The sequence below is a fragment of the Mycobacterium sp. UM_Kg1 genome, assembly GCF_000972925.1.
GTDB lineage: Bacteria > Actinomycetota > Actinomycetes > Mycobacteriales > Mycobacteriaceae > Mycobacterium > Mycobacterium hiberniae.
Genome location: NZ_JRMK01000083.1, coordinates 1 through 19,779 on the forward strand (window position 1 = coordinate 1; position 19,779 = coordinate 19,779).

A 19,779-nucleotide genomic window follows, 5' to 3' on the forward strand; every position below is an offset into this window, starting at 1 on the left:
CCCCGCCGTGGCGTCATCATGACGGTGCTGGTCATCACCGGCACGGGCACCGGGGTGGGCAAGACGATCGCCACCGCGGCACTGGCCTGCGCCGCCCGCCAAGCGGGCCTGGATGTGGCGGTCTGCAAGCCGGTCCAAACCGGCACCGCCGACGGCGACGACGACCTCGCCGAGGTCGGCCGCCTGTCGGGGGTCACCGAACTGTTCCCCGGCGCCCGTTACCCGGCGCCGCTGGCCCCGGCGGCCGCGGCCGAGCAGGCCGGGTCGGCACTGCCGAGCCGCACGGACCTGGTGACGATGATCCGCGCCGCCGACCGCCCGAACCGGCTGACCCTGGTGGAGGGCGCCGGCGGCCTGCTGGTCGAGCTGGCTGCCGACGGGGTCACCCTGCGCGACGTGGCGGTCGATCTCGGCGCCGCCGTGCTGGTGGTGGTCGGCGCTGAACTGGGCACCCTCAACCACACCGCGCTGACCCTGGAAGCACTTGGCACCCAAGGGCTGTCGTGTGCCGGATTGGTGATCGGCAGCTGGCCCGAGCTGCCCGATCCGGCGGCCGAAGGAAACCGCGGCGCGCTGGCCCGCCACGCGCCGGTACGCGCGGTGCTGCCGGCCGGATCCGCGGCACTGGATGCCGCCCAGTTCGCCGCCATGAGCAAAGCCGCGTTCGATCCCGACTGGGTGCGCAGCCTGGCGGGCTGATGGTCCACTCGATCGAGCTGGTCTTCGACGCCGACACCGAGAACGCGGTGCGGCGGAGCTGGAGCGAGCTGGCCGCGGCCGGCCTGCCCGGCCAGGCCCCGGCGGCTCGACCGCACGTCACCCTCGTGGTCGCCGAGCGCATCGATCCGCGCGTCGACGCCGCGCTGGCCGAGGCCGCCCACAGCCTGCCCGTGGACGCCCGACTCGGCGCGACGCTGATCTTCGGTCGCGCGCAGGCCGTGCTGGCCCGCCTGGTGGTGCCGACGGCCGAACTGCTGGCTCTGCACGAGCTCGTCTACCGGTTGTCCATACCGCATCTGCAACCCGGCCCGCTGGGTCACGTGGCACCGGGCCAATGGACCCCGCACGTCACGCTGGCCCGCCGGGTCGGCCCGGCCCGACTGGGCACGGCGCAGCGCATCGCCGGCCGCCCCGAGGTCGCCGGCCGGTTCGTCGGGTTGCGGCGCTGGGACGGCAAGGCCCGCACCGAGACGCCGATCCGGTGACGGCGAGCCGGCGCGAAAGCTAGCTCACGGCCAGCCCGGCGCGCATCGCCAGGCCGTCGATCAGCAAGCCCAGCCCGAAGCCGAACGCGGTGCTCGGGTCGGCGTCGCGGGTGATGTCGGCGGCCCCGGCGGCATCCCACTGCAGGCGGGACTGCTCGTCGGCGGTGAACCCCAAGACGTAGTAGACGACGGTCCGGCCCACCTGCCCGGCCTGCTCGGGCGGCACGCCCGCCGCCGTCGCCGCGTCCGCGAGCAGCGCCAGGATCGCCGTGGCCGCCTGTGACTGGCCGGCCGCCATGCTGGCCGACACCAGTTCGGCGCCGTCGGTGTGCGACAGCAATGCGTCGCGCAGGCGTTGGCCCACGGTCTCGATCCGCCACTGCCAGCTGCCCGGCCCGGGGTCCGCGCAGGCCGGCGCCAGCACCCGATCGGCGACCGCGCCGAGCAGTTGCTGCTTGTTGGCGAAATGCCAGTACAGCGCGCTGGGGCTGACATTGAGCTCGCGCGCCAGCCGGCGCATCGACAGGTCGGCGATGCCGTAGTCGTCCAGGATGGCGGTCGCCGCGGCGACCACGTCAGGTTTGTGCAGCTGCACCCCGCTAGCCTAACCTGAACACCGTTCAAGTCTTGATGGAAGCACGCGTGACCCGCGGCGCCGACGATGCAGGGCGAAGCGATGAGGAGGAGCGGCGCGCATGACCGACGACATCCTGGCGCTGGCCAGGGAGCAGGTACTCGAGCGCGGTGAGGCGTTGCGGCGGGATCAGGTGCTCGAAGTGTTGCAGCTGCCCGACGACCGGCTCGAGGAGCTGCTGTCGCTGGCTCACGACGTTAGGATGCGCTGGTGCGGCCCGGAGGTCGAGGTCGAGGGCATCATCAGCCTGAAGACCGGTGGCTGCCCGGAGGATTGCCACTTCTGTTCGCAGTCGGGCCTGTTCTCGTCGCCGGTGCGCAGCGCCTGGCTGGACATTCCGAGTCTGGTCGAGGCGGCCAAGCAGACCGCCAAGTCCGGGGCCACCGAGTTCTGCATCGTCGCCGCGGTGCGCGGCCCCGACGAGCGGCTGCTGGCCCAGGTCGCCGCGGGAATCGAAGCCATCCGCAACGAGGTCGACATCCAGATCGCCTGCTCGCTGGGCATGTTGACCCAGGAGCAGGTGGATCAGCTGGCCGCCATGGGTGTGCACCGCTACAACCACAACCTGGAGACCGCCCGGTCGCACTTCTCCAACGTCGTCACTACCCACACCTGGGAGGAGCGCTGGGAGACGCTGCGCATGGTGGGCGAAGCCGGCATGGAGGTGTGTTGCGGCGGCATCCTCGGCATGGGGGAGACGCTGGAGCAGCGGGCCGAGTTCGCCGCCGACCTGGCCGAACTGAATCCCCACGAGGTGCCGCTGAACTTCCTCAACCCGCGCCCCGGCACCCCGTTCGGTGACCTGGAGGTGCTGCCGGTGGCCGACGCGCTGCGGGCAGTCGCCGCATTCCGGCTGGCCCTGCCGCGCACCATGTTGCGGTTCGCCGGCGGCCGGGAGATCACGCTGGGCGACCTGGGCGCCAAGAAGGGGATCCTGGGCGGCATCAACGCGGTGATCGTCGGCAACTACCTGACCACTCTGGGCCGGCCCGCCGAAGCGGACCTGGAGCTGCTCGACGACCTGCAGATGCCGATCAAGGCTCTCAACGCCACCCTCTGATGCCGGCCGACCTGCCCGTTGCGCTGAGCGCCGGCGTCTTCAACGTCTACACCGGCGCCCGCATCGACGATCCCGCCGGTACATCGCTGCCCACCGCGGCACAGCTGGGCCTGGAGGCGCCGCGCTTCTGCGCCTCCTGCGGGCGCCGGATGATGGTGCAGGTTCGCCCGGACGGCTGGTGGGCCAAGTGTTCGCGGCACGGCCTGGTGGACTCCACCGACTTGGACCCGCAACGGTGATGAGTACCGCCGCCCCGCGGCTGACACGCGCAGCGGCCGGCCTGAGGCTGGCCGCCGGACTGACGGTCATCGGGTTGCCGGTCGGCGCGGTGTGGGCGTGGATCGCCCCACCGATCCACGGCGTGGTGGCACTGACGCGCAGCGGCGAACGGGTGCAGGCTTACCTGGGCAACGAGGCCGAGAACTTCTTCATCGCGCCGGTCCTGCTGATCGGACTGCTCGCCGCGGTGGCCGTGGTGGCGGGCGCCCTGGCGTGGCAATGGCGGGTGCATCGGGGACCGGGCATGGTGCTGAGCATGACCGCCGGGCTGATCGGCGGGGCAGCACTGGCGGTGCTCACCGGGGCCGTTCTGGTGCAGCGCCGCTACGGCACCATCGACATCGAGGCCGCGCCGGTCAGCCCCGAACACCGGGTGCACTACGTGGCCGAGGGCCCGCCGGTGTTCTTCGGGCACACCGCGCTGCAGATCGCCGCCTCACTGCTGCTGCCGGCGGCCACCGCGGTACTGGTGTACGGCGGCTGCGCGATGTGGAGCACCCGCGACGACCTCGGGGGTTATCCGCCCGAACCGCCGGCCGGCCTCAGAAGCGCAGCCGGCCCAGCGCCCCTCCCGTGATGACGCGGGTCGCCACCAGGCCCAGGCGGGCCAGGCCGAGGTAGGTCCTGGGGTTCAGCAGGACCGGCCACCCGCTGCTGACCGCGGACTGGTGCAGCGGCCGGTCGGCGAACCGGTCGCGCAACCAATCCAGCACCATCGGCGCCGACAACGGGTGCAGCGTCGCATGCTCGCTGAGCAGGTCGCGGTGATAGGTCACCCGCGCGCCGGCGTTCGCGTAGGCCTCGGCCAAGTGGTCGATGTGCACGACGGAAATCACCTGGTCGTGAACGGCCTGCAGCATCAGCACCGGTGGTTTCGGCGCATGGTAGCCAAGCTTGGTGTCGTCGAAGACGTGTTGCACCGCAGGGAGTTCCACCACGTCCTGCAGTGGCTGGTCGATGAACTCCTCCAGTGACTTGTGGCGCATCCGCATGATGGCGCCGAGCGTGGTCATCGATTCCAGTGAATGCAGCAAGGCCTTGCCCTCGGCGGTGGCGTGGTCGTCGATCACCTTCTGCAAGTCGGGGTAGACCTTGGCCAAGGTGGCGATCATCACCGCGGGCAACCCGGAGAAGAACGTCCCGTCCAACCCGAGGAAAGTGTGCCCCAGGTCACCCACCGGCGAACCGAGCGCCGCACCCACGATGTTGAGTTCGGGCGCGTAATCGCCGCAGACTTCCGCCGCCCAGCCGGTGGCCAGGCCGCCGCCGGAATAGCCCCACAGGCCCACCGGGGCGTCCGGCGAGAGCCCGGGCCGTTCGGCGGTCAGCGCGGCGCGCACCCCGTCGAGGATGTAGTAGCCGGGCTCGTAGGGCGCCCCCCAGTGGCCGTCGCGGCCCTCATGGTCGGGGACCGATACCGCCCAGCCCTGGTCCAGGATGGCCGCGATCAGCACGATCTCGAGCTGCGTGAACGAGCCGTGCCCCCGGGCCCGGCGCCGCAGCGCGTAGGACGGGAAGCAACGGCCGTCCGCAGCGTCGATAGCGCACTGGTAGGACACGATCGGGCAGTGCGGGCCTCGGTCGGCCGGGACCAGCACCGTCGTCACCGCCGCCTGCGCGACGTCGTTGCGGTCGGTGGTCCGGTAGAGCAGTTGGGTGGCACGCATCCGTTGCGGGATCAGCCCGAGAAACGCCAGTTCGACGTCGCGCGAGCGCAGCACCGTGCCGGGCGCCGCGTGGGCGAAGCCGGCCGGTGGGTCGTAGAACGGATCTTCGGCGGGCAGCAGGGGGCGAGCGCCGGGTTGTGCCGGCTCGTGCGGAGCCTGCCCGATCCACTCGACAGAACTTTCTCGGGCCAGGCTGTCGAATTCCACGTCGACCATTGTCTCTTAAGAGGGCATTAAGATTCCAGTCGACTCACCCGGGCGGTCGCAGTGCGGCGAATTCGTCGGTGACCCGTAATTCGGAGTCGGTGAACCGGTAGCGGGCCGCCGGACGGCCCCCGCTGCGCCCGGAGCGAGCGGTGGTGCCGGTGCGGGTGATCACCCCGCGGCGTACCAGCACCCGCTGCAGGTTGGTCGCGTCGACTTGGTAGCCCAGCACCACGCTGTAGATGTCTCGCAAGGTGGACAGAATGAATTCCGTTGGGGCCAAGCCGAATCCGATGTTGGTGTAGGACATTTTGGCGACCAGGCGGCTGCGCGCGTGCTCCACCATGGGCCCGTGGTCGAACGCCATCGGCGGTAAATCGTCCACGGGATGCCAGCGTGTGTCGCTCGGCAGCTCGGGGACGGCGGGGGAGGGCACCAGGCCCAGAAACGTCGATGCGATGGTGCGTACCCCGGGTACCCGGCCGGGGTCGGAGAACACAGCCAGCTGCTCAAGGTGGGCGATCTCACGCAGATCGACCTTCTCGGCGAGCTGGCGGCGGGCCGATGCCGTGACATCCTCGTCGGTGCGCAGCAGGCCGCCGGGCAGCGACCACCGGCCGGACTGCGGCTCGCGGGCGCGTTCCCACAGCAGCACGTTGAGCTGGGGGCGGCGCTGATCCAGGCCGCCAACCTGGAAGACCACGGTGAGCACCTCGTGGGCGGTGCTAGTATGAACCATGTTTTCGATTATAAGTCGAAAACCTGTTTTGAGAGGAGTCACCATGACCACCCTCACCGACACCGGTGTGCAGGCGGGCAGCCTGACCGGCCGCATCGTGAACTCACCGGCCGGCTACAGCGGTGTCGAACCCGACGCGGAGTGGGTGGCCGAGGTGCTTCGGCTCAAGAAGGAACGCAACGCGACGATCCTGGCCCACAACTACCAACTGCCCGAGATCCAGGACATCGCCGATCACGTCGGGGACTCCCTGGCGCTGGCCCGCATCGCGGCCACCGCTGCCGAGGAGACCATCGTGTTCTGCGGTGTGCACTTCATGGCCGAGACGGCCAAGATCCTCTCCCCGGACAAGACGGTGCTGCTGCCCGACACCCGGGCGGGCTGTTCGCTGGCCGACTCCATCACCGCCGAGGAACTGCAGGCCTGGCGCGACGAGTTCCCGGACGCGGTCGTGGTCTCCTACGTCAACACCACGGCGGCGGTGAAGGCCCTGACCGACTACTGCTGCACCTCGTCGAACGCCGTCGACGTGGTCAACGCGATCGATCCGGACCGCGAGGTGCTCTTCCTGCCCGACCAGTTCCTGGGCCAGCACGTCAAGCGCGTCACCGGCCGCGACAACATCCGCATCTGGGCCGGTGAATGCCACGTGCACGCCGCCATCAACGGCGACGAGCTCGAGGCGATGGCGCGGGCCAACCCCGAGGCCGAACTGTTCGTGCACCCCGAGTGCGGATGCGCGACGTCGTCGCTGTACCTGGTCGGCGAAGGCCATTTCCCCGCCGAGCAGGTCAAGATTCTCTCGACCGGCGGCATGCTCGAAGAGGCCGCCCGTACCGGGGCCACCAAGGTGCTGGTCGCCACCGAGATCGGCATGATCCACCAGCTGCGCAAAGCCGCGCCGCAGGTGGATTTCGAGGCGGTCAACCGCAAGGCGGCCTGCAAGTACATGAAGATGATCACCCCGGCCGCACTGCTGCGCTGCCTGACCGAGGGCGCCGACGAGATCCATGTCGACCCCGAGACGGCACGGCTGGCCGCGCGTAGCGTGCAGCGGATGATCGCGATCGGACATTCCGTCCCGGTCAGCAAGTGACCCCTGGTCCCAGCTGGCAGCAGCGGGCCGATGTCGTCGTCATCGGCACCGGTGTCGGTGGGCTGGCGGCGGCTCGCGCCGCCCACCGGGCCGGGCGCGACGTCGTAGTGCTCAGCAAGTCCGCCGCCGGTGCGGCCGCAACCGCGACCCACTACGCCCAGGGCGGGATCGCAGTGGTGCTGCCCGACACCGACGACACGGTGGCCGCCCACGTCGCCGACACCGTGGCCGCCGGCGGCGGACTGTGCGACCGCGACGCGGTGGCCTCCATCGTGGCCGACGGGTATCGCGCCGTCCGCGACCTGGCCGACGCCGGTGCGCAGTTCGACCGCGCGCGAGACGGCCATTGGGCGCTCACCCGCGAAGGGGGGCACTCGCGGCGCCGCATCATTCACGCCGGCGGCGACGCGACCGGGGCCGAGGTGCAGCGCGCGCTGGATCAGGCGGCGGCCGCGCTGGACGTTCGCGGCGGCCAGGTGGTGCTGCAGATCCTGCGCGACGCCGACCAGGTCACCGGTGTGCTGGTGGCCAACGCCGACGGGATCGGCGTGATCCACGCCCCCGCGGTGGTGCTGGCCACCGGCGGCCTGGGCCACCTGTACCGGGCGACCACCAACCCCGGCGGGGCGACCGGCGACGGCGTGGCCCTGGCACTGTGGGCCGGGGTGGCCGTCAGCGACCTGGAATTCATCCAGTTCCATCCCACGATGCTGTTCTCGGGCGACGGCGCCGGACGCCGGCCGCTGATCACCGAGGCGGTGCGGGGGGAGGGCGCCCGGCTGGTCGACGCCCGCGGCGCGGCCATCACCGACGGCGTGCACCCGATGGGGGACCTGGCGCCCCGCGACGTGGTGGCGGCAGCCGTCGACGCCCGCCTGCGCGAGACCGGTGACCGGTGCGTCTTCCTCGACGCTCGCGGGATCGCCGACTTCGAAAGCCGCTTTCCGACCGTCACCGCGGCCTGCCGCGACGCCGGCATCGACCCTGTCCGGCAACCGATTCCGGTGGTCCCCGGCGCGCACTACAGCTGCGGAGGGGTGCTCACCGACGTCACCGGCCGTACCGAGCTGCCGGGTCTTTTCGCCGCCGGGGAGGTCGGCCGTACCGGCATGCACGGAGCCAACCGGCTGGCGTCCAACAGCCTGCTGGAGGGGCTGGTGGTCGGCGCCCGTGCCGGCGCCGCCGCCGCCGCGCACTGCGCAGCCGCCGGACCGGCCCGGGCCGCGTTCCCCGAGCCCGCCCGCCACCCGGTGCTGCCCCGGCAGCGGCTGCAGGAGGCGATGTCCCGCGATGCCTCGGTGGTCCGCGACAGCTCCGGACTGGCGCGGCTGCAGCAGGTGCTGGCCGACGCCGACCGGCGCCACGTCGCCGATCGGTCCGGAGTCGAGGAAGCCGCACTGACCGTGGCCGCCCGGGTGATCGCGACGGCGGCAGCGGCCCGCACCGAGAGCCGCGGCTGCCACCACCGGGCGCAGCATCCGGCCGCCGACCCCGGGCAGGCCCGCAGTTCCATAATCCGGCTGCGCGACGGCAGTGTCGCGCTCGAAACCCCCGCGGGAGTCTGATGCTTTCCGATACCGAACTCGACGAGGCGCGCCAGATCATCGTGCGCGCCCTCGACGAGGATCTGCGCTACGGGCCCGACGTCACCACCGCCGCGACGGTGCCGGCCGGGGTGAAGGCCGAGGCGGCGATGGTCACCCGGGTGCCCGGCGTGATCGCCGGGCTCGACGTGGCCCTGCTGGTCCTCGACGAGGTTCTCGGCGCCGACGGCTACCAGGTGGTGCAGCGGGTGGCCGACGGCACCCGGGTCGACGCCGGCGCGCCGGTGCTGAGCCTGCGGGCCGACACCCGCGGCCTGCTGACCGCTGAACGCACCATGCTCAACCTGGTCTGTCACCTGTCCGGGATCGCGACCGCGACCGCGGCGTGGGTCGACGCCGTGGACGGGACGTCGGCTCGTGTGCGGGACACCCGCAAGACGCTGCCGGGTCTGCGGGTGCTGCAGAAGTACGCGGTGCGCGTCGGCGGCGGGGTGAACCACCGGATGGGGCTGGGAGACGCCGCCCTGATCAAGGACAACCACGTCGCGGCGGCCGGATCGGTGGCCGCGGCGCTGCGGGCGGTGCGCGAAGCCGCTCCGGAGGTGCCCTGCGAGGTCGAGGTGGACTCGCTCGAGCAGTTCGACGAGGTGCTCGCCGAGGGGCCCGAACTGGTGCTGCTGGACAACTTCGAGGTATGGCAGACCCAGATGGCGGTGCAGCGGCGGGATTCCCGCGCCCCCGGGGTGCTGCTGGAGTCGTCCGGCGGACTGACCCTGGAGACCGCCGGCGCGTACGCCGCCACCGGCGTCGACTATCTGGCCGTGGGCGCCCTCACCCATTCGGTGCGGGTGCTCGACATCGGCCTGGACATGTGACGGCCGGTCAGCCGATATCGGTGACCAGCACCGCCACCTTGCGGTTCTGCAGCCGCAGCAGCGCCGGCAGGCTGGTGTCACCGGAGCCGGCGGGCACGATCCGCGGGTTCACCAGGTGCAGCTGATGCCGGAACAGCTGCACGTCGGCCTCGCCTGCGGCCAGCACGTTTTTCACCCAGTCGGTCTTGCCGTGGCCGAGCGCGATCGCCAGCGTGTCGCCCTTGCGGTAGGTCGTCACCACCGTCTGGTACACCTTGCCGGACTTGCGGCCGCGATGGGTGATCACCGACGTGCCGGGAATGAACTTCGCCAGCGGCTTGACCACCGGATTGACGTACTTGATCTGCAGCCGATCCACCCAGGCGGGGAACACCGCCGGCAGCGTGGACGGGCCCGCGGCACCCTTGTCGACAGCCATGGCAACTCCGTTCTCCTGGGGGCGACCACGGCGCCGCGATCGGTGCTCGCCGACGCCGCAACTGCGCACCACCCTAGCCGCGGGGCCCCGGCGGCGGGGGTCATCCCGGCGCGGCGATATTGACTTGAGGCTCTCTGGGACAATGGACGGCGTGAACACCGGCCTGATGGCACGCATCGACCTGCGCGGCACCGACCAGACGGACCCATCCTCGCGACTCTCGAGGGCCCGGCTGCGTTCGGTTCTGCCCCGCGGCGCCGCCGACGTGGAGGCGGTGCTGCCGCGCGTGCGCCCGATCGTCGAGGCGGTCGCGCAGCGTGGGGCCGCGGCGGCATTGGAATTCGGCGAGTCCTTCGACCGGGTGCGGCCCGGCACGGTCCGGGTGCCCGATGCGGCGCTCGCGGACGCCCTGACCGAGCTGGACCCGGCGGTACGGGCCGCTCTGGAGGTGGCGATCAGCCGGGCCCGTGCGGTCCACACTGACCAGCGGCGCAGCGATACCGCCACCACGCTGGCCCCGGGCGCCACCGTCACGCAGCGGTGGATTCCCGTCGAACGGGTCGGCCTGTACGTGCCCGGCGGCAACGCGGTCTACCCGTCCAGCGTGGTGATGAACGTCGTCCCGGCCCAGATCGCCGGGGTCGACTCGCTGGTGATCGCCAGCCCGCCCCAGGCCGCCTTCGACGGCCTGCCGCACCCCACGATCCTGGCCGCGGCCCGGCTGCTCGGTGTCGACGAGGTCTGGGCGGTCGGCGGCGCGCAGGCCGTGGCGTTGCTGGCCTACGGCGGCACCGACACCGACGACGGCGAACTGGCCCCGGTCGACATGATCACCGGCCCCGGCAACATCTACGTCACCGCCGCCAAAAGACTGTGCCGGTCGCAGGTGGGCATCGACGCCGAGGCCGGTCCCACCGAGATCGCGATTCTCGCCGACAACACCGCCAACCCGGCACACCTGGCCGCCGACCTGATCAGTCAGGCCGAGCACGACGAGATGGCGGCCAGTGTGCTGGTGGCCACCAGCGCCGAACTGGCCGACGCCACCGCCCGGGAGGTCGACGCGCAACTGCAGACCACGGTGCACCGCGAGCGGGTCAGCACCGCGCTGTCTGGCCCGCAGTCGGCGATCGTGCTGGTCGACGATCTGGACGCCGGTATCGAGGTGGTGAACGCCTACGCCGCCGAGCACCTCGAGATTCAGACCGCCGACCCGGCGGCCGTCGCCGGTCGCATCCGCTCCGCCGGCGCGATCTTCCTCGGACCGTACTCGCCGGTCAGTCTGGGCGACTACTGCGCCGGCTCCAACCACGTGCTGCCCACCGCCGGCAGTGCCCGCTACTCCAGTGGTCTGTCCGTGCAGACCTTCCTGCGCGGCGTGCACCTGGTGGACTACACCGAGGCCGCGCTCAAGGACGTCAGCGGGCACGTGATCGCGCTGGCCACCGCAGAGGATCTGCCCTCGCACGGCGAGGCGGTCCGGCGGAGGTTCGAGCAGTGAGCGCCACCGAGTCACGGCCCGGTGCACAGATCGGCCTGGCGGACCTGCCCCTGCGCGAGGACTTGCGCGGCAAGTCTCCTTACGGCGCACCGCAGCTCGATGTTCCGGTGCGGCTCAACACCAACGAGAACCCGCACCCGCCGAGTGCGGCACTGGTCGACGACGTGGCACGTTCGGTGCGCGAGGTCGCCGCCGAGCTGCATCGGTATCCCGATCGTGACGCCGTCGCGCTGCGCGCCGACCTGGCCGACTATCTGACCACCCAGACCGGGGTGGCGGTGGGGCCGGACAACGTGTGGGCCGCCAACGGTTCCAACGAGATCCTGCAGCAATTGCTGCAGGCGTTCGGGGGGCCGGGCCGCAGCGCCATCGGATTCGTGCCGTCGTACTCGATGCACCCGATCATCGCCGACGGCACCTTGACGCGTTGGCTGGCCGTGCACCGCGGGTCTGACTTCGGGCTCGACGTGGCCGTGGCGACCGCCGCCGTCGCTGAGCACCAGCCCGACGTGGTGTTCATCGCGTCCCCGAACAACCCTTCCGGGCAAAGTGTTTCGCTGGATGACTTGCGGACGCTGCTGGAGGCGGCGCCCGGGATCGTGATCGTGGACGAGGCCTACGGCGAGTTCTCCTCACAGCCCAGCGCGATCGCGCTGATCACCGACTACCCGGCCAAGCTGATCGTCACCCGCACGATGAGCAAGGCGTTCGCGTTCGCCGGCGGCCGGCTCGGCTACCTGATCGCCGCGCCGGCGGTGATCGATGCGATGTTGCTGGTGCGGCTGCCGTACCACCTGTCGGTGGTCACCCAGGCGGCCGCACGCGCCGCGCTGCGCCACGCCGACGACACCCTGGGCAGCGTCGCACAATTGATATCCGAGCGGGATCGCGTCTCGGGAGCGCTGTCCGACATGGGTTTTCGGGTGATCCCCAGCGATGCCAACTTCGTGCTGTTCGGCGAATTCGCCGATGCCCCGGCGACCTGGCAGCGCTACCTGGACGCCGGTATCCTCATCCGCGATGTCGGCATCCCCGGATACCTGCGGGCCACCACCGGGCTTCCGGACGAGAACGACGCGCTGCTCGCCGCCAGCCAACGGCTCGCGGCCACCGAACTCACCCGGCAACCGGTACCGATCGCCGGCGCGGCGGAACCGGACGCAGCCGGCGGCCACCAGCACAAAGGAGCATCATGACCGGCAATCGCCGCGCCCGGGTAGAACGTGCCACCCGTGAATCAGACATCACGGTCGAACTCGATCTCGACGGCACCGGCGTCGTGAACATCGACACCGGAGTGCCGTTCTTCGACCACATGCTGACCGCACTGGGCGCGCACGCCAGCTTCGATCTGACGGTCCGCGCCCACGGCGACACCGAGATCGAAGCGCACCACACCGTCGAGGACACCGCGATCGTGCTCGGGCAGGCGCTGGGCGAGGCGCTGGGCGACAAGGTGGGCATCCGCCGCTTCGGCGATGCCTTCATCCCGATGGACGAGACCCTGGCACACGCTGCCGTCGACGTGTCCGGGCGGCCCTACTGCGTGCACACCGGAGAGCCGGATCACTTGGCACACACCACGATCGCCGGAACGCAGGCGCCGTACCACACCGTCATCAACCGGCACGTGTTCGAGACGCTGGCATCCAACGCCCGCATCGCGCTGCACGTGCGGGTGCTCTACGGGCGCGACCCGCACCACATCACCGAAGCCCAGTACAAAGCCGTCGCGCGTGCGCTGCGCCAGGCCGTGGAACCCGACCCCCGGGTGACCGGGGTGCCGTCCACCAAAGGCGCCCTGTGAGCGGATCTGCCAAACCCAGGGTGGTGATCCTGGACTACGGTTCGGGGAACCTGCGCTCTGCCCAGCGGGCTCTGCAGCGGGTCGGTGCGCAGGTCGAGGTGACCGCCGACGCCGACGCCGCCGCCGGGGCCGACGGCCTGCTGGTGCCCGGCGTCGGTGCCTATGCGGCGTGCATGGCGGGCCTGCGCAACGTCAACGGCGACAAGATCATCGCCGAACGCGTGCAGTCCGGGCGACCCGTGCTCGGCGTCTGCGTCGGGATGCAGATTCTGTTCGCCCACGGCGTCGAGTTCGGGGTCGACACCACCGGATGTGGGCAGTGGCCGGGCGCGGTCACCCGACTGGACGCCCCGGTGATCCCGCACATGGGCTGGAACGTCGTCGATGCCGCGCCGGGCAGCACGCTGTTCGCCGGCCTGGACGCCGACACCCGGTTCTACTTCGTGCACTCCTACGCCGCGCAGCGCTGGGAGGGCCGTCCGGAGGCTTTGGTGACCTGGGCGACCCATCAGGTACCGTTCGTGGCGGCTGTCGAGGATGGGCCGTTGGCCGCCACCCAGTTTCACCCCGAAAAGAGTGGGGATGCCGGGGCGACACTGTTGAGCAACTGGGTGGAGGCACTGTGAGTACGACTGCGAACAAGGCACTGGTTCTGTTGCCGGCCGTCGATGTGGTCGACGGGCGCGCCGTGCGCCTGGTGCAGGGAAAGGCCGGCAGCGAAACCGAGTACGGCTCGGCGCTCGACGCCGCGCTGGGCTGGCAGCGCGACGGCGCGGAATGGATCCACCTGGTCGATCTGGACGCGGCCTTCGGGCGCGGTTCCAACCGCGAGCTGCTGGCCGATGTGGTGGGCCGTCTCGATGTCAAGGTGGAACTGTCCGGCGGGATCCGTGACGACGAGTCGCTGGCAGCGGCGCTGGCCACCGGCTGCGCCCGGGTGAACCTCGGCACGGCGGCCCTGGAGAACCCGCAGTGGTGCGCGCGGGCGATCGCCGAACACGGCGAGAAGGTCGCGGTAGGGCTCGATGTGCAGATCGACCCCAGTCATCCCGACGGCATCCACCGGCTGCGCGGCCGGGGCTGGGAGACCGACGGCGGGGATCTGTGGCCGGTCCTGGAACGGCTTGACCGCGAAGGGTGTTCACGCTACGTCGTCACCGATGTGACCAAGGACGGCACCCTGGGCGGGCCCAACCTGGAGCTGCTCGGCGCGGTCGCCGACCGCACCGACGCGCCCGTGATCGCCTCCGGCGGAGTCTCGAGCCTCGACGACCTGCGCGCTATCGCCACGCTGGTGAACCGCGGCGTGGAGGGCGCCATCGTCGGCAAGGCCCTCTACGCGGGCCGGTTCACGCTGCCCGAGGCGTTGTCCACGGTGCAGGAGTAGGCCGCCATGGCGCTGGACACCGTGGATCTGGAGGCGCTGGTCGCAGCGGCGTCGGAGATCCTCGATGTCGCAGCCGAGCCGTTTCTGGCCGGCCACCGGGCTGGATCGGCAGTGCGCAAGGGCGGCAACGACTTTGCGACCGAGGTTGACCTCGCCCTGGAACGACAGATCACCGATGCACTGGTCGCGGCGACCGGAATCGGAGTGCACGGCGAGGAATTCGGCGGCCCGCCGATCGATTCCCCGTTGGTGTGGGTGCTCGATCCCATCGACGGGACCTTCAACTACGCCGCTGGCTCTCCGATGGCCGCCATACTGCTGGGGCTGCTTCGCGACGGGGAGCCGGTCGCGGGGCTGACCTGGCTGCCGTTCGCCGGTCAGCGCTACACGGCGGTGGCGGGCGGCCCGCTGATCCGCAACGGGGTGGCGCAACCACGACTGGAGCCCGCCGACCTGGCCCACTCGTTGGTCGGCATCGGCACATTCAACGTCGAATGGCGGGGTCGCTTTCCCGGCCGCTACCGGCTGGCCGTGCTCGAGGGACTGACCAGGGTGACCTCGCGGACGCGGATGCACGGCGCCACCGGAATCGACCTGGCCTATGTCGCCGACGGCACGCTCGGCGGTGCGATCAGTTTCGGCCACCACATCTGGGACCACGCCGCCGGCGTGGCCATGGTGCGGGCGGCGGGCGGCATCGTCACCGACCTGTCCGGCGCCCCCTGGACGGCATTGTCGGACTCGGCGCTGGTCGCCGCGCCGGGGGCACACGATCAGATTCTCGACATCCTCAAGCGAGTCGGCGCACCGGGGGACTACTGATATGGAACCGATGCATCAGCACAGCGGTTCAGCGAGGCTCGACGCAGGAGAGGCGAAGCTGGAACCGATGCATCAGAACAGTGATGTGGCCGTACGGGTCATTCCGTGTCTGGACGTCGACGGCGGCCGGGTCGTCAAAGGGGTGAACTTCGCCAATCTGCGCGATGCCGGCGACCCTGTCGAGCTGGCCGCGGCCTATGACGCCGCGGGCGCCGACGAGCTGACCTTCCTCGACGTGACGGCGTCGTCGTCGGGCCGGGCGACCATGCTCGAGGTGGTCGCGCGCACCGCCGATCAGGTCTTCATCCCGCTCACCGTCGGCGGCGGGGTACGTACGGTCGCCGACGTCGACGTGCTGTTGCGGGCCGGAGCGGACAAGGTTTCGGTGAACACCGCCGCGATCGCCCGCCCGGAGCTTCTTGCCGAGCTGTCGCGGCAGTTCGGTTCCCAGTGCATCGTGCTGTCGGTGGATGCGCGCACGGTGCCGGCCGATTCGGCTCCCACCGCCTCCGGATGGGAAGTCACCACCCACGGCGGCCGGCAGGGCACCGGTATAGACGCCGTCGAATGGGCGGTCCGCGGGGTCGAGTTGGGGGTCGGGGAGATCCTGCTGAATTCGATGGATGCCGACGGCACCAAGGCCGGCTTCGATCTGCGGATGTTGCGCGCGGTCCGGGCGGCGGTGAGCGTGCCGGTGATCGCCAGCGGGGGAGCCGGTGCGGTGGAGCATTTCGCCCCGGCGGTCGCCGCCGGCGCCGATGCGGTGCTGGCGGCCAGTGTGTTTCATTTCGGCGAGATCACGATCGGCGAGGTGAAGGCGGCGATGGCTGCGGAGGGGATCGTGGTGCGATGACCCACCGGCTCGACCCGGCCATTGCGGCCCGCCTCAAGCGAAACTCCGAGGGCCTGATCGCCGCGGTGGTCCAGGAGCGGGGCAGTGGCGACGTACTCATGGTCGCCTGGATGGACGACGAAGCGCTGGCGCGCACACTGGCCACGCGTGAGGCCACGTACTTCTCGCGGTCGCGGCAGCAGCAGTGGATCAAGGGCGCGACCTCCGGGCACACCCAGTACGTGCACTCGGTACGGCTGGACTGCGACGGCGACACCGTGCTGCTGACCGTCGATCAGACCGGCGGCGCCTGCCACACCGGCGATCACAGCTGTTTCGACGCCGGCCAGTTGCTCGCACCCTAGGCCGACGTGCGCGCAACCCTGGCCGGAGCTGCCGCCGCGGCTACGGCGGCGCTCGCGGCGCGCCGCCACCTGCGGATGCGCCCGGCCCTCGCCGGCGTCGCCCCCGAGCTCCGCAGCCCGCTGTTGCCGTATGTGACCGTGACCTACCGTGCACGCACGCTGCCGTTCCTGCGGGCGGTCTACCGGATCAAGCGGCCGGCCGGCCCCGGCGTCACCGTGACGAGCCACCGTGTCGGCGCGGCTGGTATGCGGGTGCTGGTGGCGACACCCCGGCGCGCCCGCCGGCCCGGGCCCGCTGTCCTGATGTTGCACGGCGGGGGGATGATCGTGGGTTCTGCCCTCCTGGAATTGAGCACTTACGGGCGTCTGGCCCGCGAGCTGGACGCGGTGATCGTGGCGCCGGACTATCGGTTGGCACCGGAAAACCCCTTCCCGGCCGCCCTGGACGACTGCATGGCGACGCTGAGCTGGATGCGCGAGCGTGCCGTCACGTTGGGAATCGACCCCGACCGCATCGCGGTGGCCGGCTTCAGCGCCGGGGGCGGTCTCGCGGCGGCCGTCGCCCAGCGTTGCCACGACGAGGGTCTCGGATTGCGGGCCCAGGCCCTGGTCTACCCCATGCTCGACGACCGCACGGTACTGCGCGACAGCGGTGGGCGCGGACGGCTGGTCTGGACGCCGGAGTCCAATCGCTTCGCCTGGACCGCCTACCTGGGCCGGGCACCGCGGATGACCGACGCACCGCCCTACGCCGCGCCGGCCCGGCGCGCGAACCTGTCCGGTCTGGCGCCCGCCTGGATCGGGGTGGGCGACCTGGACCTCTTCTACGCCGAGGACCTCGCCTACGCGCACACACTGCGCGCCTGCGGCGTGCCGTGCGAGCTTCTCACCGTGGCGGGGATGTACCACGCCGCAGACGGCTATGCGCCCAGATCAGCGGTTGCCGCCGCGTTCATGTCCAGCCTGCGCGACCACCTCAGGACCTATCTGTAGCAGCCGGATTCGTCCACGCACCGCCGCGTCTTCGACAGTCCCGCAGATCCATTCGGTACCGGCTGCGGAGCGGTATGCTGGCCGACTGTGACTTCCGACGAGCCTGACGACCGGTACCTGTTGGAGCACAGCCAGCGCACCCGGGGGGTGGAGCTGGACCGGGTGTCGCTGGAGATCGACTCGCACTACGCACAGGGCACCGTCAGTGACATCGAAGCGCACATGCCGCGGGACGGATCGCGGATCATCGCGCTGACGAACCAGCTGAGCGAATCGCAGGCGAATCTGGAATCCGCCTCGGCGCAGTTCACCGAGCTGGCCTCCGCGATTCCGGGCGACATCGTGGATCTCAGCGATCGACTGTCCGGCATTCTCAACGGCGCGATGGCCGAAGCCGAGGACATCCGAACAGAGGCGCAGCGTTTCGCCGACGAGCTGCGCGCGGCGGCCCAGAGCGAGGCTGCGGCCGTTCTGGCCGACGCCGAGGCTCAGCGCCGCGAGGCAGCCGAACTGCGGGCCGAGCTGGAAACACAGCACAAACACCTGCGGGCGCAGGCCGCGCAGCTGCGCCGGCAGGCCGTGCTCAGCGCGGCCGAAATCATGAAAGAGGCCGAAAGCCACGCCTCGGCGATCCTGACCGAGATGAACCGTGCGATCACCAGCCACGTCGCAGACGCGCAACGGCGCCTGGCCGAACTCATCGATGCGCGCGCGAAGATCGTCGACCAGATTGAGCGGTCGACATCGCAGGCCAATCGCGCCAAACAAGTTAATGCCGAAAATCAAGTTAATGCCGCGCATCAGGTGGATCGCGAATCGGCATTGTCGGCCAGAGAAACCTGGTTTCGAGAAAACCGCCCGCGCTGAAGTACCGCTTCGGCCGTTTATTTTTTCGGTGACACGTTCGCACCCGTCTGCTACGCTTCGTCGCGCGGCGGCTTGTCTGCGGTGGCTGACCCGTCCTGATGTGCGCTTTTCCCGGAGTTGACCCAGCGCTGGCCGACCATCGAGTCTTGCCGAGAGGAGGAGTCGGTTCCGGTGCCGAATAGTCTGCCATTCCAAACGCAGATGCGCGGTTTCGATCGCACTGCGGTGGTGGATTCCCTCGCCCGCCTCCACCATGAAATTGACTATTTGCGCAACCGGGCGAAATCGCTCAACGCCGTGCGGACGCAGGCTGAATCGGATCGCGAACAACTCATTGCCGAGCGGGCGAGGCTGCAGAAGGACCTCGTGCACAAGGCCGCCGACGCCGACTGCCGGCGCGGTGAACTCATCGCCGAGATACAGAACCTGCGCCGCCGGCTTGCTGAGGCCACCGGCGCCGAGAATCCGGCGGTCGGAGCACCCGGGCGGCTGACGGTGATGATGCGGATGGCTGCCGAGGAAGCGCGGCGCGTCAAGGAACTGGCTTGTCGGGAGGCCGACGCTTCGACCCGGGATCTGCGCGAGAAGCTGGTTGCCGCCCACTACGAGCGGGCCGCCGCCGGCGAAGAACTGGCCGGGGTGGAGTCGGCGGCCCGCGCGCGGCAGATCAAGATCCTGGACATCGCAACCGCCGAAGCGCAACAGATCCTGCGATCGGCGCACGAGGAGCGCGTTCGCATCGCCGAACAGGCCGCCGAGGCCCAGCAGCGCCGCCGGGCTTTGTACCGCCGGCTGGCCGAGGAGGACGAACGCCGCCGCCTGGCGTCCAACGAGGCCCTCGACAACCTGATCAAGCGGTCCTGGGAAGACGACGAACGCAATCGCGGTCGGTCGCGGCGGCAGCTGGAGCAGAAGCTGCAGGCCACCTGGGAACAGGTCGAGGCCAACATCGCCACGCTCGACGAACAGGCGCGGGCGCAGGCGGCGGCCCTGATCGCCGACGCCGAGCGACAAGCCGAGGCGCTGCGCGAACGCGCTCACGCCGACGTGGCGCTACTGCGCCTCGAGCGCGCCGGACTCCGCGCCGACCTCGACGAGATCCAGAAGTGGATCGGCACTGCCGGTGGCGAAACCCAAGCTGTTCGCCCACCGTAAGTCCGGTGACATGCCCGCGGGGTTCTGATACGCTCCGTCGCACGGTGACTTGAGTCGGCACATCCAGTTGGCTTCGGGCACAAGCTAACTCGGTTGAATTCTGGCTACCGTCGACCGAAGACCGAACCCCTCAGGTGCTTAGGAGTATGCCGGTGGCGCTGGAGATTCCCGACTTCGAAACACAGATGCGCGGTTTCGATCGCAATGAGGTCTCCGACTACATCGGCAGGCTGCACCACGAGATCAGCGTGCTGCAGGAGCGCAACAAGTCCCTCGAGGCGAGCAAGTCGAAGACGCTCATCGACCGCGAACAACTCGCCGCCGAAGTC

Annotated in this window: 23 protein-coding genes; 19 read left to right on the top strand and 4 right to left on the bottom strand. The window is 70.4% G+C overall.

All coding sequences use genetic code 11. From position 1 onward, the window contains the following. Window positions 1-18 precede the first annotated feature (18 nt). Window positions 19-699, top strand: a complete 681-nt coding sequence (gene bioD / locus LI92_RS13660) for a dethiobiotin synthase (protein WP_046319747.1) — start codon at window positions 19-21, stop codon at window positions 697-699. Further along, window positions 699-1,205, top strand: a complete 507-nt coding sequence (locus LI92_RS13665; protein WP_046319720.1) for a 2'-5' RNA ligase family protein — start codon at window positions 699-701, stop codon at window positions 1,203-1,205. The genes bioD and LI92_RS13665 overlap by 1 nt, the downstream gene beginning before the upstream one ends. 19 nt (window positions 1,206-1,224) lie before the next feature. On the opposite strand, the gene LI92_RS13670 is transcribed toward LI92_RS13665, so the two are convergent. Further along, a complete protein-coding gene (locus LI92_RS13670) occupies window positions 1,225-1,800 on the bottom strand; it encodes a TetR/AcrR family transcriptional regulator C-terminal domain-containing protein (RefSeq protein ID WP_046319722.1) in 576 nt (191 codons plus the stop codon). Window positions 1,801-1,900: 100 nt separating this feature from the next. Here LI92_RS13670 and bioB point away from each other — a divergent pair, with 100 nt between their 5' ends. From bioB to LI92_RS13685, 3 genes are read left to right on the top strand one after another with little or no spacing between them, the layout of a single operon-like run. Beyond that, a complete protein-coding gene (gene bioB, locus LI92_RS13675; RefSeq protein WP_046319724.1) occupies window positions 1,901-2,899 on the top strand; it encodes a biotin synthase BioB in 999 nt (332 codons plus the stop codon). Continuing rightward, entirely contained in the window at window positions 2,899-3,138 is a 240-nt protein-coding gene (gene bsaP, locus LI92_RS13680) for a biotin synthase auxiliary protein BsaP (RefSeq protein WP_046319726.1), read from the top strand. Before bioB ends, bsaP begins: the two co-directional genes overlap by 1 nt. Then, window positions 3,138-3,755 (top strand): DUF2567 domain-containing protein, encoded by a 618-nt coding sequence (locus tag LI92_RS13685; RefSeq protein WP_046319728.1) that lies wholly within the window; start codon window positions 3,138-3,140, stop codon window positions 3,753-3,755. The genes bsaP and LI92_RS13685 overlap by 1 nt, the downstream gene beginning before the upstream one ends. Here the strand turns inward: LI92_RS13685 and LI92_RS13690 are convergent. Continuing rightward, on the bottom strand, window positions 3,721-5,052 hold the full coding sequence (locus LI92_RS13690) for a lipase family protein (protein WP_152665471.1): 1,332 nt from the start codon (window positions 5,050-5,052) through the stop codon (window positions 3,721-3,723). The two genes, LI92_RS13685 and LI92_RS13690, sit on opposite strands and share 35 nt — an antisense overlap. 43 nt (window positions 5,053-5,095) lie before the next feature. Beyond that, window positions 5,096-5,788 (bottom strand): NUDIX hydrolase, encoded by a 693-nt coding sequence (locus LI92_RS13695; protein WP_046319730.1) that lies wholly within the window; start codon window positions 5,786-5,788, stop codon window positions 5,096-5,098. A gap of 43 nt (window positions 5,789-5,831) precedes the next feature. On the opposite strand from LI92_RS13695, the gene nadA reads away from it, so the two are divergent. The 3 genes from nadA to nadC are packed head-to-tail and all read left to right on the top strand — an operon-like array spanning window position 5,832 to window position 9,303. Next, entirely contained in the window at window positions 5,832-6,884 is a 1,053-nt protein-coding gene (gene nadA, locus LI92_RS13700; protein WP_046319731.1) for a quinolinate synthase NadA, read from the top strand. Next, window positions 6,881-8,449: an L-aspartate oxidase gene (locus LI92_RS13705; RefSeq protein WP_046319732.1), complete on the top strand. Its 1,569-nt coding sequence runs from the start codon at window positions 6,881-6,883 to the stop codon at window positions 8,447-8,449. Before nadA ends, LI92_RS13705 begins: the two co-directional genes overlap by 4 nt. Beyond that, the gene (gene nadC, locus LI92_RS13710) at window positions 8,446-9,303 is read left to right on the top strand and encodes a carboxylating nicotinate-nucleotide diphosphorylase (RefSeq protein ID WP_192830050.1); all 858 of its coding nucleotides are present in this window, start codon (window positions 8,446-8,448) and stop codon (window positions 9,301-9,303) included. Before LI92_RS13705 ends, nadC begins: the two co-directional genes overlap by 4 nt. Window positions 9,304-9,310: 7 nt before the next feature. Here the strand turns inward: nadC and LI92_RS13715 are convergent, their stop codons facing one another. After that, a complete protein-coding gene (locus tag LI92_RS13715) occupies window positions 9,311-9,721 on the bottom strand; it encodes a nitroreductase family deazaflavin-dependent oxidoreductase (RefSeq protein ID WP_046319735.1) in 411 nt (136 codons plus the stop codon). Between the two features lie 163 nt (window positions 9,722-9,884). Between LI92_RS13715 and hisD the strand changes: the two genes are divergently transcribed. The 11 genes from hisD (at window position 9,885) to LI92_RS13770 (ending at window position 19,450) form a co-directional block, all read left to right on the top strand. Next, the gene (hisD, locus tag LI92_RS13720) at window positions 9,885-11,222 is read left to right on the top strand and encodes a histidinol dehydrogenase (protein WP_192830051.1); all 1,338 of its coding nucleotides are present in this window, start codon (window positions 9,885-9,887) and stop codon (window positions 11,220-11,222) included. Further along, window positions 11,219-12,418 carry a histidinol-phosphate transaminase gene (locus LI92_RS13725; protein WP_046319737.1) on the top strand — a complete coding sequence of 400 codons (1,200 nt, stop codon included), beginning with the start codon at window positions 11,219-11,221 and terminating at the stop codon, window positions 12,416-12,418. Before hisD ends, LI92_RS13725 begins: the two co-directional genes overlap by 4 nt. After that, the gene (gene hisB, locus LI92_RS13730) at window positions 12,415-13,029 is read left to right on the top strand and encodes an imidazoleglycerol-phosphate dehydratase HisB (RefSeq protein ID WP_046319738.1); all 615 of its coding nucleotides are present in this window, start codon (window positions 12,415-12,417) and stop codon (window positions 13,027-13,029) included. The genes LI92_RS13725 and hisB overlap by 4 nt, the downstream gene beginning before the upstream one ends. 20 nt (window positions 13,030-13,049) lie before the next feature. Further along, window positions 13,050-13,655: an imidazole glycerol phosphate synthase subunit HisH gene (gene hisH, locus LI92_RS13735; RefSeq protein ID WP_192830052.1), complete on the top strand. Its 606-nt coding sequence runs from the start codon at window positions 13,050-13,052 to the stop codon at window positions 13,653-13,655. 20 nt (window positions 13,656-13,675) lie between these two features. Further along, window positions 13,676-14,416, top strand: coding sequence for a bifunctional 1-(5-phosphoribosyl)-5-((5-phosphoribosylamino)methylideneamino)imidazole-4-carboxamide isomerase/phosphoribosylanthranilate isomerase PriA (priA, locus tag LI92_RS13740; RefSeq protein ID WP_046319749.1), 741 nt, complete (start codon window positions 13,676-13,678; stop codon window positions 14,414-14,416). 6 nt (window positions 14,417-14,422) lie between these two features. Beyond that, entirely contained in the window at window positions 14,423-15,238 is an 816-nt protein-coding gene (locus tag LI92_RS13745; RefSeq protein ID WP_152665472.1) for an inositol monophosphatase family protein, read from the top strand. 67 nt (window positions 15,239-15,305) lie between these two features. Next, window positions 15,306-16,091, top strand: a complete 786-nt coding sequence (hisF, locus tag LI92_RS13750; protein ID WP_046319752.1) for an imidazole glycerol phosphate synthase subunit HisF — start codon at window positions 15,306-15,308, stop codon at window positions 16,089-16,091. Further along, window positions 16,088-16,435: a phosphoribosyl-AMP cyclohydrolase gene (hisI, locus tag LI92_RS13755; RefSeq protein WP_046319741.1), complete on the top strand. Its 348-nt coding sequence runs from the start codon at window positions 16,088-16,090 to the stop codon at window positions 16,433-16,435. Before hisF ends, hisI begins: the two co-directional genes overlap by 4 nt. 6 nt (window positions 16,436-16,441) lie before the next feature. Continuing rightward, a complete protein-coding gene (locus LI92_RS13760; protein ID WP_046319742.1) occupies window positions 16,442-17,428 on the top strand; it encodes an alpha/beta hydrolase in 987 nt (328 codons plus the stop codon). Window positions 17,429-17,590: 162 nt separating this feature from the next. Then, window positions 17,591-18,295, top strand: a complete 705-nt coding sequence (locus LI92_RS13765; RefSeq protein ID WP_286135090.1) for a coiled-coil domain-containing protein — start codon at window positions 17,591-17,593, stop codon at window positions 18,293-18,295. A gap of 297 nt (window positions 18,296-18,592) precedes the next feature. Then, the gene (locus LI92_RS13770) at window positions 18,593-19,450 is read left to right on the top strand and encodes a coiled-coil domain-containing protein (RefSeq protein WP_286135091.1); all 858 of its coding nucleotides are present in this window, start codon (window positions 18,593-18,595) and stop codon (window positions 19,448-19,450) included. The last annotated feature ends 329 nt before the right edge of the window (window positions 19,451-19,779 follow it).